The following is a 14,000-nucleotide window of genomic DNA, read 5'->3' as shown; positions in this document are numbered from 1 at the left end:
AATCCGGGCAGACAGGAGGTGGATCCATGGAGTCTCAGCTCGATGTGTGGGAGACGCCCGAGTTCGACGAGATCACAGTCGCGGCCGAAGTGACCATGTACCTCGATCGGTTGGAGGAGTAGCGGACGTAGGAGGGCGCCGGACCTGGTCCGGCGCCCTCCGGCGGCTCGGGCCCGGCCACAGACGGCCGGGCTGGCGACGGACCCGGATCTTCGATGAACGGAGTGTCGGCGTGTTGCTGCGAGTGCTGGGCTCGGCGGCGGGGGGCGGCTCCCCGCAGTGGAACTGCGGCTGTCCGGTGTGCGCCTCGGTCCGCTCCCGGGGCGGCCTCGCGCGCACCCAGTCGTCGGTCGCGGTCAGCGCCGACCGCCGCCGCTGGTTCCTCATCAACGCCTCGCCCGACGTCCGCACCCAGATCGAGTCCTTCCCCGGCCTGCACCCGCACGACGACCGGACGACGCCGCTGGAGGCGGTGCTGCTCACCGACGCCGAGCTGGACCACACGCTGGGCCTGCTTCTGTTGCGCGAGGCCCGCGCCCTGCGGCTGTACGCCACGCCGGCGGTGCAAAAGACCCTGTGTGACGGCTCGGGGATTCTGCGCACGCTCGAGCGCTACTGCCCGGTCGAGTGGCGGGCAGTGATCCCCGGCACCGGCCTTGCCCTGGCGGACGGGCTGTCCTGCCGGGCGTTCGACGTGCCCACCACCAAGCGCGCCCGGTTCGGAGCCGGGGCGGACCACGGCCGCGTCGTGGGCTACCGGCTGACCGACGAGCGCAGCGGGGGGACACTGGTGTACCTGCCAGGGGTGCAATCGCTGACACCGGCGCTGCGCGTGGAGATCGAGGGCTGCGCATGCCTGCTGATCGACGGGACCTGCTGGCGCGACGACGAACTCGTACGGCTCGGCCTGGCCGGCAAGACGTCCCGGGAGATGGGCCACCTGCCCATCGACGGCCCGGACGGCAGCCTGGCGCAGCTCCCGTCGCTGGGCGTGGGGCGGACGGTCTTCGTGCACATGAACAACACCAACCCGATCCTCCTGGAGGACACGCCCGAGCGGCGTACCGTGGAGGAGAGCGGCATGGAAGTGGCCATGGACGGCCTCGAGGTCCGGGTGTAGAGCCGTGACGACAACAACCACCAGAACCGGCGCCGACGGCTTCGTCGAGACGTTGCGGGCCCACTCGCGGCGGTACCACGACCAGCACCCCTTCCACCTCCGGATGAACGCCGGCCGACTGAGCCGCCGGCAGATCCGAGGCTGGGTGGCCAACCGTTTCTACTATCAGGAAAACATCCCTCGCAAGGACGCCGCGATCCTTTCCAACTGCCCCGACCTCGAGGTCCGCCGCCGCTGGATCCGACGGATCGTCGACCACGACGGCACCGCCGCCGGCGAGGGCGGCATCGAGGCGTGGCTGCGCCTCGGCGAGGCCGCCGGGCTGACCCGCGAAGAGGTCCGGGACCACCGGCACCTGGTACCGGGGGTGCGGTTCGCCGTCGACGCCTACGTGAACTTCGCCCGGACCCGCCCGTGGGTGGAGGCGGTGGCGTCCTCACTCACCGAGCTGTTCGCGCCCGACCTGATGGCGGCACGGCTGGCCGCATTCGAGCGCTGGTACCCGTGGATCGACCCCGAGGGTCTTGCCTACTTCCGCGCCCGCCTGGAGCAGGCTCCTCGCGACTGCGAGCACGCCCTCGAGGTGGTCACGTCGCACTGCCTCTCCGCCGAGTCCCAGGCGCGCGCCGTCGACGCGCTGTCGTTCAAGTGCGACGTCCTGTGGAGCCTGATGGACGCCATTGACCAGGCCTACCCGGAGTGACCACCATGGACCCGACCCGCAGCGGAACGACCCAGACCAGAACCAGGACCGGACCCGGCGTCGAGGTGTCCCGCTCGGACCGGCCCCGGTTGGCGCCCCATGTCCGGCTGACCTTCTGCCGGACCAGGCAGCGTCAGATCCTGCTGCACCCCGAGACGGTGGTGGTTCTCAACGGCAGCGGCGCGGCCATCCTCGAACTGTGCGACGGGCGGCACACCGTGGCCGAGATCGTGACCCAGCTGGGCGCCCGCTACCAGACCGTCCCCGGTGACGAGGTGCGGCAGTTCTTGACCCGGCTCGTCGCCCGTCGCTGGATGGAGCTCACCGATGGATAGCCCGTTCGGGTTGCTCGCCGAGCTCACCTACCGCTGCCCGCTGGCCTGCCCGTACTGCTCCAACCCGCTGAACATGGCCGGCTACCAGGACGAGCTGGCCACCGACGAGTGGCGGCGGGTGCTCGTCGAGGCCGGCGACCTCGGGATTCTGCAGTGCCACCTGTCCGGCGGGGAACCGCTGCTGCGGCGCGACCTGGTGGAGATCGTGGCGGACGCCCACGACCTGGGCCTCTACACCAACCTCGTGACCAGCGCCCTCGGGCTCTCGCGTCCGAGGGCCGAGCAGCTGCGGGCCGCCGGCCTGGACCACGTGCAGATCAGTATCCAGGCCGACGAACCGACCGTGTCCGACCGGATCGCAGGGACCCCGTCCTTCCAACGCAAGATCGAGGCGATGGGCGTGGTCAAGGAGCTGGGCTGGCCGCTCACCATGAACGTGGTGCTGCACCGGCACAATATCGACCGCGTCGCCGACGTGCTCAGGCTGGCCGAGGAGGTGGGCGCCGACCGCGTGGAGCTGGCCAACACCCAGTACTACGGCTGGGCCTGGCGAAACCGTGACGCGCTGCTGCCGAGCCGGGCCCAGCTCGAGGCGGCCGAGGTCGTCGTGCGGGCCGCCCGCGAGCGGCTGCGGGACCGCATGGACGTCATCTACGTCATCCCCGACTACTACAGCCGCTACCCCAAGCCCTGCATGGGCGGCTGGGCCTCCCGGCAACTGACCGTGACGCCGAACGGCGACGTTCTGCCCTGCCCGGCCGCCCAGTCCCTGCCGTTGCCGCGGGCCAGCGTGCGGGAGGACTCACTGGAGCGGATCTGGGCCGAGTCCCCGGTGATGACCGCCTTCCGGGGGACCGACTGGATGCCGGAGCCCTGCCGGAGCTGCTACCGGCGGGAGCTGGACTTCGGCGGGTGCCGCTGCCAGGCGTTCCTGCTCACTGGTGACCCCGCTCGCACCGACCCGGTCTGCTACCTGTCGCCCGACCACGACTTGGTCGCCCGGGCGGTCGAGGCCGCCAACGCTGGCTCGCGGGCCGACGGTCTTCCGCTGGTCCCCCGCTCGCACCGATCCGGTCTGCCGCCTGTCGCCCAACCACGACCTGGTCGCCCGGTCGGTCGAGGCCGTCAACGCTGACTCGCGGGCCGACGATCTTCCGCTGATCCCCTGCCCGCCGGCTGGCCTGCCTCCCGGTGGAGAGCGGGCTGAGCCTGCTCCCGGGGTTTTTAGACGGTGTCTAAGCTTGACGTTTAACCTCGCCTGTCACCCGACCTGCTGATCTGCGGTTTTTCTCGGGACAGCGAAGGCGGCCGTTCTCCACGCTTCGAGATGTCGAGTCACGAAGCACGAGAGAACGGCCGCTGCGTATGAGTCTCCCGGTCCACGCGCCCGCGGGCGAGGCGTTCGACGTCTTGTCCCGCTTTCGGGTCGAGTTCTACGAGTGCCTTTACGCCCGCGCGGATGCGCTCTTCGAGCTCACCGACGCGGTGCTGTGTGCGGACGGGCCGGTGAAGACGCTGGTCGAGCTGTCGCTGGCGGTCGAGCACCGGCGCGGGCACGGGGCGATGTACGCGGCGTTGGACCGGGGCTGGGCGGAGCCGGCCCGGTTGCGGCGCGCGCTGGCGGGCCTGCCGCTGCCCAGGGCGGCCGACGGGCGGATCGTGCTGGCTGTGGACGTGAGCAACTGGCTCCGCCCCGACGCCCCGACCAGCGAGGACCGGCTGTTCTGCCACGTCTACGGACGCGGTGCCCGCAGTCGGGATCAGTTCGTGCCGGGCTGGCCGTACTCCTTCGTCGCCGCTCTGGAGACCGGCCGGACCTCCTGGGTCGCGTTGCTGGACGCCGTGCGCCTCGGGCCAGCGGACGACGCGACCACTGTCACCGCTGCCCAACTGCGCGACGCCGTCGAGCGGTTGATCCAGGCCCAGCAGTGGCGGGCGGGTGATCCGGAGATCTGGATCGTCATGGACTCCGGCTACGACGTGGCCTACCTCTCCCACGCCCTGGCGGACTTGCCCGTCGTCCTGGTCGGACGCCTGCGTTCGGACCGCGTCATGCTCCGCGACCCCGGTCCCGCCCGCTGCGGGCCGAAGGGCGGACGGCCGCGCCGGCACGGCGGCGTCCTGACCTTCGCCAAGCCCGACAGCTGGCACGAACCCGAGGTCACCACGGTCACGGACACCACCCGCTACGGCAAGGCCGAGGCCAGAGCCTGGGACCGGATGCACCCCCGACTCACCCACCGCGGCCCCTGGCTGGACCACGCGAAAGAGGAACTACCCGTCCTGCACGGCACGTTGATCCGTCTAAAGGTCGAGCGCCTGCCGGGCGACCGCGACCCGAAGCCGGTCTGGCTGTGGTGCTCGGCCACCGCCGCCACACCGGCGGACGTGGACCGCTGGTGGCAGTCCTTCCTCCGCAGATTCGACCTCGAGCACACCTTCCGGCTCATGAAACAGACCCTCGGTTGGACCGCACCGAAGGTCCGCCACGCGGACACCGCCGACCTGTGGACCTGGCTCATCATCGCCGCCCACACCCAGCTCCGCCTCGCCCGGCCCTTCGCCGAGGACCTACGCCGCCCCTGGGAACGACCGGCCGAGCCCCGCCGACTCACCCCGGCCCGGGTGCGGCGGGGGTTTCGCAACGTCCACGCGACCACGGCCCGTCCAGCGGCCGCACCGAAACCGTCCCGGCCAGGGCCGGGACGGCCTGCAGGCTCGAAGAACAAACACCGGGCCAGGCCGAAGCCGTATCTCAACCGAACATGATCGCTTGATTTCTGCTGGTCAGGCATGGTCTAGCTCCGAATGAGAGAGGCATCCGGCGTCTTGTTTCCGCTCCGTGAGCGAGGGGTGCGCGATGGCGTCGGTGCTGGGAATGCTGGAGGAGCGGGAGACAGCGGCCCGTGTGCGGGTGGAAGGGCTGCGGGAGGAAGTCGCCCGGTTGGCTGGGGTGTTGGAGGCCGCGGAAATCGAGCTGGACCGACGGGTGATCGCGCGGGAAGAGCTGGTCGAGGCCCTGGCAGCCTCGGCTGCCGAGACCACCGCCGTGACCGACACCGAGGCGGAGCAGGAAACCGTGCCCTCGCCCGCGCCGGTGCCGGGATCGATCGTGCCACCTTGGCGCGAAGGATTGCCGGTGACGGTGCTGGCGCCGGACTACCAGCGGATCCTGGGCGTGCTCGACGAGCGGCAGCCGGCGGGCCAAGGACCGCTGAAGGCCAAGGAGATCACGGTGGAGCTGGGCCTTCAAACGACGTCGGCGAAGGTCGAGGGGGTGCGCTCGAAGGCCAGGCGCCTGGCAGAGCGCGGGTGACTCGTGCAGGAGACGTCGGGGATGTTCAGCGCCGGCCGGCGGCCCGCGGCCGTGCCAGGCGCCGGCTCATCCGCGTGACCATCGACCACCGGATCATGGCCTCGCTGCTGGCCGGCAACGTCTCGTAGTCCCGGGCCAGCCGGCGCGAATGCATCAACCACGCGAACGTGCGCTCTACCACCCAGCGTCTCGGCAGCACCACGAACCCCTCCATATCGTCGGTGCGCTTGACGACCTGAAGGGTGAGCGCGAGTTTCTGCCGGCACCAGCCGGCCAGGCCGCCGGTGTAACCGCCGTCGGCCCAGACCAGGCAGATGTCGCGGTGCAGGCGGCGCAGCCGGGTCAGCAGGCCCGTCGCGGCGTCGCGGTCGCCGATGTTCGCGGCGGTCACCGCGACGACCAGGAGCAGGCCGAGGCAGTCGGTCACGATGTGCCGCTTGCGGCCGCCCACCTTCTTCCCGCCGTCCCAGCCGCGCGAGACGGACGGCACCGAGGCCGCGGCCTTCACCGACTGCGCATCGATGATCCCTGCCGTGGGCTCCGCCTCACGGCCCTCCCGCTCACGCACCCGTCCGCGCAGCCGGTCGTGGAACTCTGTGATCAGCCCGTGCTCGCGCCAGCGGCGGAAGAAGGCGTAAACCCGGCCCCAATCAGGGAAGTCCACGGGCATCGCCCGCCAGGAGATCCCGCCTGCGACCAGATAACGGATCGCGTCCAGCATCTGGCGGTGGCAGTAGCCCTCGGGCTGCCCGCCCCGGCCCTGGAGCCAGGCCGGCACCGGCAGCAAAGGCCGGATGGCCGCCCATTCCGCGTCCGACATGTCGGAGGGATACCGGCGTTCCCGGTCCGGATGGTCGGCCGCGTTGCCGTACACATGCGCGAGGCAATCACACGATGGAGCAGCGGAGTTGAACTGAACGGGTTCGGACGCGTACAACAACGACACCAGGGCCTCCCGGCACCGCTCGGTTAGATTCGCATCCCCGAGCTACCGAGAGGCCCTGTCTTCATGCGCGTACAACGGGAAGATCACCCCGGCGGGAAACCTGTTCGACCCGCCCGTTCCATGATCGGTTGAGATACGGCTTCTCACCCTTGATGAGAAGTCACATGCGCCACCTGGCACCAGGCACTCGACGACTACCCCATGGTCCAGTCCGGCCGCGCCGACGACCGGATCAAAACCATGTTCGGCCTCCTGCGCCCCCACGTGAAGAACACGACAGCGCGGGACCTCTACGAGCGCGCACGAACGGTCGCCCCACCGTCCCTGGTGCTTTGAGCGCGTCAGGGCGTCGGGCTGGACGACCAAGCCCATGATGAGGAGGGACTGCCGTCGTCATTGGATGCCTTGCCCCTACGGTCTCGGTCGAATGCGTACACCACTTCGGTGGACGCAACCCCACCGGATTCTCTCGCACGCTCGTACCCGCGTCACGTGGCAACCTCACCGCACACGGCGGACAGTGGAATCAGGGGCATCAGGGAAGCGAGATGATCATGGACCGTTATCCGCCTATTGCCGATCACGGTCTGGTCGGCGACCTGCAGACTGCTGCTCTGGTCTCGTCTCAGGGGGTCGTCGACTGGTTCGCGGCTCCCCGGTTCGACTCGCCCAGTGTCTTCGCCGCCCTTCTCGATCACGACCGCGGCGGGTACTTCCTGTTCGCGCCGGTTGATCGGAACACCGTTTGCAAGCAGCTCTACTACCCCGACACCGCGGTCCTGGTGACGCGGTTCATGTCGCCGGACGGGGTCGGCGAGGTCTTCGATTGCATGCCACCGGATCGCACCGGCACCCCCACTGGCAGACATGTACTGATGCGCGGCGTGCGGGCGGTGCGTGGAACGGTGCACTTCACTCTGGAGTGCCGCCCGCGCTTCGACTACGGCCGGGCCACCCACCATCTCGACGTGCAGGACAGCACCGCCACGTTCCGGACACCGAACGTCACCGCCTATCTGCAAAGCACCTTCCCCGTGCAGCAGGACGGTACGGACGTGCGGGGTGCGGTGACCTTGAGGGCGGGAGAGGTGGCCGCGGCGGTGTTCACCGTCGGCGGGCCCGATGACGACCCCCCGCCGCCGGTCACCCCGGACCGGGCGGTGGAGCGGTTCTGGGACGTGGTGGACTTCTGGCAGCGCTGGGTGCGCTCCTCCCGGTACCGCGGCCGGTGGCCGGGTGTGGTGCACCGCTCGGCCATCACGCTCAAGCTGCTCACCTACGCACCCACGGGTGCGCCCGTCGCCGCCGCGACCATGGGTCTGCCCGAGCAGGTCGGTGGTGAACGCAACTGGGACTACCGCTACACCTGGGTCCGTGACGGCTCCCTGTCCGTGCGTGCCCTGCTCGACCTGGGGTTCGCCGAGGAGGCCGCGCAGTTCACGCACTGGATGGGGGAGCGCCTCCAGGCGCGGGAGGGCGTCGATGGCGAGCCGCTGCAGATCATGTACCGCGTCGACGGGGACCCCGAGCTGTCGGAAGAGGTTCTCTCGCACTTCGAGGGCTATCGGGGTTCACATCCGGTGCGGGCCGGGAACGCGGCGGCCGATCAGCTGCAGCTGGACATCTACGGGGAGGCACTCTACGGCTTGTCGGAAGGGCATGAGGCTGCCATGGGAGGCAGCTATCACGGTTGGAAGAACCTCGCGCGGACGCTGGACTGGCTCGCTGATTCCTGGGATCGCCCCGACGAGGGCATCTGGGAGACCCGGGGTGGGCGCAAGGACTTCACCTTCAGTCGGATGATGTCGTGGGTGGCGTTCGACCGGGGGCTGCGTCTGGCGAGAGAAACCAGCCGTCCCGCGGACGCTCCTCGGTGGACCGCGGCTCGCGACGCGATCCTCGAACAGGTGATGGAGCGGGGCTGGAACGAGAAGGAGCAGGCCCTCGTTCAGCACTACGGAGGCGATGTCCTCGACGCGTCGCTGCTGCTCATTCCGCGTGTCGGGTTCCTGGCTCCCAGGACGGCGAGCTGGCTGTCGACCCTGGACGCGATGGAGCGCACGCTGGTGTCGGACAGCCTCGTGTACCGCTACGACCCTGCGGCCTCGCCGGACGGTCTGCGGGGCTCCGAAGGCACGTTCAGTCTCTGCACCTTCCTCTACGTGGACGCTCTTGCTCGCGCCGGGCGCACTCGTTTGGCGCGCTACGCCTTCGAGAAGATGCAGACCTACGCCAACCACGTCGGCCTGTTCGCGGAGGAGATCGGGCCCACTGGTGAGCAGTTGGGCAACTTCCCGCAGGCGTTCACCCATCTGTCGCTGATCATGGCCGCCACCACCCTGGACGACGCACTCGACCAGCAGCGCGACTGAGGACCAGCGGTTCAGCCGCCGGTGGCGAAGCCAGGGAAGAGGGTCATGCCGCCGTCCACGTAGAGGGTGGTACCTACCACGTAGTCCATGAGGTCAGAGGCGAGCCCGACGGCCGCGTGGGCGATGTCCTCCGGATCACCGACGCGCCCGTAAGGGATCAGCTGCAACAGGTCCTTCTCGGCATCGGGACTGTCCCAGGCATCGCGATTGATGGGCGTCCTGATGGCTCCTGGAGCAATCGCGTTGACCCTGATCCTGTGGGGCGCGAGCTCCTGGGCGAGCGTTGCCATCATCATCTGCACGCCGCCCTTGGAGGACGCGTAGTTGACGTGGCCGGCCCAGGGGATGAGCTGGTGCACCGAGCTCATGCAGATGATCTTCCCGGCGGCTCGCGACACCTCCGGGACGACCCCCCGTCTCAGGAATTCCTTCGTCGCCTCCCGAGCGCACAGGAACTGGCCGGTGAGGTTGACGTCCAGCACCTTCTGCCACTGGGCCATCGTCATCTCGGTGAACGGGGCGTCGCGTTGCAGCCCGGCGTTGGCCACGAGGATGTCGATGGTCCCGAACTCCTGGACCATCCGTTCCATCATCGCGGCGACCTGGTCCTCCTGGGACACATCGGCCTCGTACGCTGCCGCGCGCACCCCGAACCTGGAGATCTCCTCGACCACCTGCTCGGCCTCGTCGCGCCCGGCGACGTAGTTCACGACCACGTCGGCTCCGGCACGTCCCAGACCGATGGCCGTCGCCTTGCCGATGCCCGAGTTCGCGCCGGTGACCAGTGCCTTCTGGCCTTTCAGCAGCTGCGCGGGAATGACGCCCTGCGGGGCTCCCTGAGTCACGCTCACGCTGGTTCTCCTCCTCGACTGGCTGACCGTGGGACCTCATGTGAGTCCGGTCGGCTCCTGTCGACACCGAACCATCCGAAAGCCAAGGCCACACGCCGGGCGCGGGCAGGTTGCGCCGATCGGTCGAACACAGCCGGGCCTCGACATGGGCTCGGCGCCGATCGGCGGGGCAGCCCTTTCCCGGGGTGCGGGCCATGTGTGTGCGGGATAGGCTGAACTGGAGGAAGGTCAAGATCCCTGAGCGGTTTCACCCGCCGGTCGCCTTGTACGCGATATCCAGTTCTTTCTGCGGTGACCCGATGAGCGCGGTGCACCCCCTCGCAGTCCGCCGAGGTGGGCAACGGCCAAGTCCCTTCTCGCCAGCCGTTTCGCGCCTTGGGCGCCGCAATGGCGCTGGCTTCCGGGCCCGCAGCTTGCAGTCCCCGTGGAGGTTGGGATGCGAGTTGTCGTTGATCTTTCCCGATGTGAAGGGTATGCGCAGTGCGCCTTCCTGGCTCCGGAAGCGTTCCGGATGCACGGTGAGGAAGCGCTGATGTACGACCCGAACCCCGATGACGCCCGGCGGGACCAGGTGCTGCGCGCCGCGGCGGCCTGCCCGGTCCAGGCGATTCTGGTCGATCAGTTGGAGGGACGGGACGCACCGGCCGAGGCGGCGCCGTCATGACCAGCGCCGACAATCTGCAAGCGTTCAAGCGCGAGGGCCGCATCGTGGTCGTCGGGGCGTCACTGGCGGGGCTGCGGGCCGCGGAGGCGCTGCGGGACGAGGGTTTCACCGGATCGTTGACCATGATCGGTGACGAGCTGGGCGAGCCCTACGACCGACCTCCCCTCTCCAAGCAGGTACTGACCGGGTGGGTGCCGGCCGCGGACACCAAGCTGCCGCGCCGTCGGGAGATCGATGCGGAGTGGCTGCTGGGCGTGCCCGCCAGTGGGCTGGACCTGGCGACCAACCACGTGCGGCTGGCCGACGGACGTGAGGTTCCCTTCGACCGGGTGCTGATCTCCACCGGGGTCCGGGCCCGGCCGTGGTTCGTCGAGAGCGAGGCGGCTCTGGACGGGGTCTTCGTCGTGCGTACGCGCGAACACGCCGAGGGTCTCCAGCGAGCCCTCGCCGCCGGGCCCTCCCGGGTACTGGTCATCGGCGCGGGATTCACCGGCTCCGAGATCGCGTCCATGTGCCGCGAGCGGGGCATCCCGGTAACCGTCGCCGAACTCGCGCCGGCCCCGCTGGTCGGGGCGCTCGGCGCCATGATCGGTGAGGTCGCGGCGGACATGCAGCGCGCACACGGTGTGGACCTGCGCTGTGGTGTCAAGGTGACCCGGCTGGAGGGCGACGCGCAGGGGCGGCGGCTTCGCCGTGCTCACTTCGACGACGGCAGCACGATCGACGCCGATGTGGCGGTGGTGGCACTCGGTGGCATCCGCAACACCGAGTGGCTGCGGGACTCGGGACTGGCGGCAGGCGTCTGGGGCATCGCCTGCGACACGGGCTGTCGCGCCCTCGACCTCAACGGCCTGGTCACCGACGATGTCTTCGCTGCCGGAGACGTGGCACGCTGCCCGAACCCGGTCTACGAATACCGGCTCATCTCGCTGGAGCACTGGGCCAACGCCGTGGAGCAGGCCGAGGTCGCGGCGCACAACATGGTCAGTGGCCAGGCGGACCGCTGGCCGCACCTGTCCATCCCGCTGTTCTGGTCGATCCAGTTCGGGGTCAACATCAAGTCCGTCGGCGTGCCGACCTTCGCCGACGAGGTGGTTGTCACCCAGGGATCGGTGCCCGACCGCCGTTTCGTCGCCGCGTACGGCTATCGGGGCCGCGTCACCGCGGCAGTGAGTTTCAACAACGCGAAGTGGCTGGACCACTACCGCAGCCTCATCGAGACGGCCGCGCCTTTCCCGCCGCCCTGTCCCACGCCCGACCAGCCCGCCGACATGAAACCGGTGCCCGTCGACTTCCCCGGCCCCGTCCTGCTCGCCCAGGGCGCCACCGTGGTCGTCACCGGCCACGACCCGAGCGAGCGACGCGTCACGGCCGTACACCAGCACCACCGGTAGGAGGGAAAGCGAGATGACCACGACCGAGACGCCCGGCATGCTGCGCCGGATCCTCGACTACTCCTCCCGGGCCGACCCGTACCCGCTGTACGCCGAACTGCGCAAGACGCCGGTGGCCCGGCAGGAGGACGGCAGCTACGTCATCAGCACCTATCGCGAGATCACAGACATACTGCACAACCCGCACCTGAGCTCGGACACCCGCAATCTCGCGCATCCGACGGCCGGAGCCGAGGAGCAGACCACGCCCGCGTTCATCAACCTCGACCCGCCCGAGCACGACCGCCTGCGGCGTATGGCAATGCGCCATTTCGGCCCCCCGCACACCCCGGGGCTGGTCACCGGCATGGAACCCGCCCTGACCGCTACCGTCAGCGGCTTGATCGACGACTTCTCGGACAAGGAGCAGATCGACATCGTCGACGACTTCGCCTACCCGTTCCCCGTCGCCGTGATCTGCCACCTGCTCGGCGTGCCGCGCGAGGATGAACCGAGGTTCCACCTGTGGGTGAACGACATCATCAATTCGATCGACTACGACCCCAAGACCGATCCGAAGGAAAAGCTGGACAAGGGCGTGCAGGCCCGCAAGGAACTGCGCCAGTACCTCGGCGGGCTGCTGGAGCAACGCCACGGCGGGCAGGGCGACGACCTGTTGTCCCGGCTGGCCAACGATGACGGGCCCGACGGGCGGATGACCGACGAAGAGATCGTCTCCACCGCCAACCTGCTGCTGATCGCCGGCCACGAGACCACCGTCAACCTCATCACCAACGGCATGCTGACGCTGCTGCGCCACCCTCCAGTGCTGCAGCGACTGCGCGACGAACCCGACCTTGTCGTACCGCTGGTCGAGGAACTGCTGCGCTACGAACCCCCCGTGCACATCATCCCCTGGCGGGCGGCATACAGCGATATCACCGTCGATGACACCGTCATCCCCAAGGGTTCGCAGATCATGCTCATGCTGGCCTCGGGCAGCCGCGATCCGAAGCGCTTCCACGAGCCCGACCGCTTCGACCCCGATCGGCGCGACAACCAGCACCTCGGCTTCGGCAGCAGCATCCACCTGTGCTTCGGCGGCCCGCTGGCCCGGCGGGAAACCCAGATCGCGCTGACCGAGCTCGTACGCCGCCTCGACCGGCCCAGGCTGGTCGCCGACCCGCCGCCGTACCGGCGCAGTCCCGTTCTCCGTGGTCCGATCCATCTGCACATCGAGCAGGGCGACGCATAGCGCGAGAGCCGAGGGCCTTGGGCATACGGGTCCTGCGAGCCGGGTCCGGCCTGGTCGGCATGGCTCCTCAGGTCACGAGGATGCCGATGCCGTCGCCGAGGAGTTTGAGGCCGAGCACGAAGAACAGGGCGGCCATGACGGCGACGTTGTGCTGCGCGGCCCAGTCCCGCCAGCCGGCGAGAACGGTGGTGGCACGGTCGCCCATGACCAGGTAGACGGCGAGTGGTGCGAGCACTCCCAGGGAGGCGATGACCACGAAGATCGCGAGCGTTGCGATCTGCTGGGGTACGGGGAGCCCGGCAGAGCTGATCGAGGCACCCGCGGCGATGGTCAGGGGCGCGTTCTTGAGGTTGGCCGCCGAGAACAGCAGCCCCAGGCCGAGGATCTTGGCGGGGGTGAAGCGGTCGATCGCCGCCATCCACTTCGGCAGCTGTGCCTGGGCGGAGTTCTTGGGGCGACGCCGCCACTGACGGGCGCCGAAGAGGGCGAGGAGTGCGCCCAGGGCGAGTTTGAGGGCTCCGACCCAGGTGGCCGGGTGCTTGTGGGTCGAGGCTCCGCCCGTGAGCACCGACGGCCAGCATGATCGCGCCGAGCGCGGCGAGCCCCAGAACCCAGGCGAGGGCGAACAGCACCCCGTCTGTGGCGCGATGCCCTGGCCGCAGCCGGCATCACGCACAAGCGCACGCGCGCCTACCGGCCGCAGACGAACGGCAAGGTCGAGCGGTTCAACCGCACTCTGCTCGACGAGTGGGCCTACACCCGCCCCTACCGGTCAGAACAACAACGACGCGACGCCTTCCCCGACTGGCTGCACACCTACAATCACCACCGCGGACACACCGCGCTGAAAGGCCAGCCACCCGCCAGCCGCGTTCCTAACCTCTCAGGGCAATACACCTAGGCCTGTCTTCAGTTGTGATCAACGGGCTTGCAGGAGGCTGCCGATCCAGATGGTCGCTGCGCGGAGATGGAGTCCGGCGAGGTAGCTCTCGGGCGTCTTGTCGTAGCGGGTGGCGATGCCGCGCCAGTCCTTCATTCTGTTGATGGCCCGTTCAACCGTGTTGC

14 protein-coding genes and 3 pseudogenes are annotated in these 14,000 nt (G+C 69.2%); 13 read left to right on the top strand and 4 right to left on the bottom strand.

Translation table 11 applies throughout. The features are described 5' to 3' along the window. Positions 1-26: 26 nt before the first annotated feature. From pqqA to ABZV31_RS20090, 7 genes are all read left to right on the top strand, one after another. Entirely contained in the window at positions 27-122 is a 96-nt protein-coding gene (pqqA, locus tag ABZV31_RS20120) for a pyrroloquinoline quinone precursor peptide PqqA (protein WP_355895484.1), read from the top strand. Positions 123-232: 110 nt separating this feature from the next. Beyond that, positions 233-1,120 (top strand): pyrroloquinoline quinone biosynthesis protein PqqB, encoded by an 888-nt coding sequence (gene pqqB, locus ABZV31_RS20115; RefSeq protein ID WP_355895481.1) that lies wholly within the window; start codon positions 233-235, stop codon positions 1,118-1,120. 4 nt (positions 1,121-1,124) lie between these two features. Further along, positions 1,125-1,823 carry a pyrroloquinoline-quinone synthase PqqC gene (gene pqqC / locus ABZV31_RS20110; protein ID WP_355895478.1) on the top strand — a complete coding sequence of 233 codons (699 nt, stop codon included), beginning with the start codon at positions 1,125-1,127 and terminating at the stop codon, positions 1,821-1,823. Positions 1,824-1,828: 5 nt separating this feature from the next. Further along, positions 1,829-2,158: a pyrroloquinoline quinone biosynthesis peptide chaperone PqqD gene (gene pqqD / locus ABZV31_RS20105; protein WP_355895475.1), complete on the top strand. Its 330-nt coding sequence runs from the start codon at positions 1,829-1,831 to the stop codon at positions 2,156-2,158. Then, positions 2,151-3,293, top strand: coding sequence for a pyrroloquinoline quinone biosynthesis protein PqqE (pqqE, locus tag ABZV31_RS20100; RefSeq protein ID WP_355895472.1), 1,143 nt, complete (start codon positions 2,151-2,153; stop codon positions 3,291-3,293). The genes pqqD and pqqE overlap by 8 nt, the downstream gene beginning before the upstream one ends. 230 nt (positions 3,294-3,523) lie before the next feature. Next, a complete protein-coding gene (locus tag ABZV31_RS20095) occupies positions 3,524-4,927 on the top strand; it encodes an NF041680 family putative transposase (RefSeq protein ID WP_355895470.1) in 1,404 nt (467 codons plus the stop codon). A 91-nt stretch (positions 4,928-5,018) separates the two neighbouring features. Continuing rightward, a complete protein-coding gene (locus ABZV31_RS20090; RefSeq protein WP_355895468.1) occupies positions 5,019-5,474 on the top strand; it encodes a hypothetical protein in 456 nt (151 codons plus the stop codon). A gap of 25 nt (positions 5,475-5,499) precedes the next feature. Here ABZV31_RS20090 and ABZV31_RS20085 read toward each other — a convergent pair whose 3' ends face one another. Next, a complete protein-coding gene (locus ABZV31_RS20085; RefSeq protein WP_355895465.1) occupies positions 5,500-6,294 on the bottom strand; it encodes an IS5 family transposase in 795 nt (264 codons plus the stop codon). 297 nt (positions 6,295-6,591) lie between these two features. Between ABZV31_RS20085 and ABZV31_RS20080 the strand changes: the two are divergent. Both ABZV31_RS20080 and ABZV31_RS20075 read left to right on the top strand, forming a co-directional pair. After that, positions 6,592-6,756, top strand: a pseudogene (locus tag ABZV31_RS20080) (transcriptional regulator); the annotation flags it as partial. 218 nt (positions 6,757-6,974) lie between these two features. Then, a complete protein-coding gene (locus tag ABZV31_RS20075) occupies positions 6,975-8,792 on the top strand; it encodes a glycoside hydrolase family 15 protein (RefSeq protein WP_355895823.1) in 1,818 nt (605 codons plus the stop codon). Between the two features lie 11 nt (positions 8,793-8,803). On the opposite strand, the gene ABZV31_RS20070 is transcribed toward ABZV31_RS20075, so the two are convergent. After that, positions 8,804-9,643 (bottom strand): SDR family oxidoreductase, encoded by an 840-nt coding sequence (locus tag ABZV31_RS20070; RefSeq protein WP_355895463.1) that lies wholly within the window; start codon positions 9,641-9,643, stop codon positions 8,804-8,806. Positions 9,644-10,079: 436 nt separating this feature from the next. On the opposite strand from ABZV31_RS20070, the gene ABZV31_RS20065 reads away from it, so the two are divergent. From ABZV31_RS20065 to ABZV31_RS20055, 3 genes are read left to right on the top strand one after another with little or no spacing between them, the layout of a single operon-like run. After that, positions 10,080-10,307, top strand: a complete 228-nt coding sequence (locus ABZV31_RS20065) for a ferredoxin (protein ID WP_355895820.1) — start codon at positions 10,080-10,082, stop codon at positions 10,305-10,307. Beyond that, complete coding sequence (locus ABZV31_RS20060; RefSeq protein ID WP_355895460.1) at positions 10,304-11,701, top strand: FAD/NAD(P)-binding oxidoreductase; 1,398 nt, start codon at positions 10,304-10,306, stop codon at positions 11,699-11,701. Before ABZV31_RS20065 ends, ABZV31_RS20060 begins: the two co-directional genes overlap by 4 nt. A gap of 13 nt (positions 11,702-11,714) precedes the next feature. Further along, positions 11,715-12,935 carry a cytochrome P450 gene (locus tag ABZV31_RS20055; RefSeq protein WP_355895457.1) on the top strand — a complete coding sequence of 407 codons (1,221 nt, stop codon included), beginning with the start codon at positions 11,715-11,717 and terminating at the stop codon, positions 12,933-12,935. A gap of 67 nt (positions 12,936-13,002) precedes the next feature. Here the strand turns inward: ABZV31_RS20055 and ABZV31_RS20050 are convergent, their stop codons facing one another. Continuing rightward, positions 13,003-13,503 (bottom strand): GAP family protein, encoded by a 501-nt coding sequence (locus ABZV31_RS20050; protein WP_355895454.1) that lies wholly within the window; start codon positions 13,501-13,503, stop codon positions 13,003-13,005. A gap of 72 nt (positions 13,504-13,575) precedes the next feature. On the opposite strand from ABZV31_RS20050, the pseudogene ABZV31_RS20045 reads away from it, so the two are divergent. Then, positions 13,576-13,836, top strand: a pseudogene (locus ABZV31_RS20045) (integrase core domain-containing protein); the annotation flags it as partial. A gap of 18 nt (positions 13,837-13,854) precedes the next feature. Here ABZV31_RS20045 and ABZV31_RS20040 read toward each other — a convergent pair. Further along, a pseudogene (locus tag ABZV31_RS20040) lies at positions 13,855-14,000 on the bottom strand (IS5/IS1182 family transposase); the annotation flags it as partial.

Source organism: Streptomyces sp. NPDC005202 (assembly GCF_040608235.1).
GTDB lineage: Bacteria > Actinomycetota > Actinomycetes > Streptomycetales > Streptomycetaceae > Streptomyces.
This window is presented reverse-complemented; position numbering and strand designations above follow the sequence as displayed.

Excerpts from the sequence above, each read along its gene's own strand:
- pqqA (WP_355895484.1), top strand. The coding sequence starts at position 27 with ATGGAGTCTCAGCTCGATGTGTGGGAGACGCCCGAGTTCGACGAGATC.
- pqqD (WP_355895475.1), top strand. The coding sequence starts at position 1,829 with ATGGACCCGACCCGCAGCGGAACGACCCAGACCAGAACCAGGACCGGA.
- pqqE (WP_355895472.1), top strand. The coding sequence starts at position 2,151 with ATGGATAGCCCGTTCGGGTTGCTCGCCGAGCTCACCTACCGCTGCCCG.
- ABZV31_RS20095 (WP_355895470.1), top strand. The coding sequence starts at position 3,524 with ATGAGTCTCCCGGTCCACGCGCCCGCGGGCGAGGCGTTCGACGTCTTG.
- ABZV31_RS20090 (WP_355895468.1), top strand. The coding sequence starts at position 5,019 with ATGGCGTCGGTGCTGGGAATGCTGGAGGAGCGGGAGACAGCGGCCCGT.
- ABZV31_RS20085 (WP_355895465.1), bottom strand. The coding sequence starts at position 6,294 with ATGTCGGACGCGGAATGGGCGGCCATCCGGCCTTTGCTGCCGGTGCCG.
- ABZV31_RS20075 (WP_355895823.1), top strand. The coding sequence starts at position 6,975 with ATGGACCGTTATCCGCCTATTGCCGATCACGGTCTGGTCGGCGACCTG.
- ABZV31_RS20065 (WP_355895820.1), top strand. The coding sequence starts at position 10,080 with ATGCGAGTTGTCGTTGATCTTTCCCGATGTGAAGGGTATGCGCAGTGC.
- ABZV31_RS20060 (WP_355895460.1), top strand. The coding sequence starts at position 10,304 with ATGACCAGCGCCGACAATCTGCAAGCGTTCAAGCGCGAGGGCCGCATC.
- ABZV31_RS20055 (WP_355895457.1), top strand. The coding sequence starts at position 11,715 with ATGACCACGACCGAGACGCCCGGCATGCTGCGCCGGATCCTCGACTAC.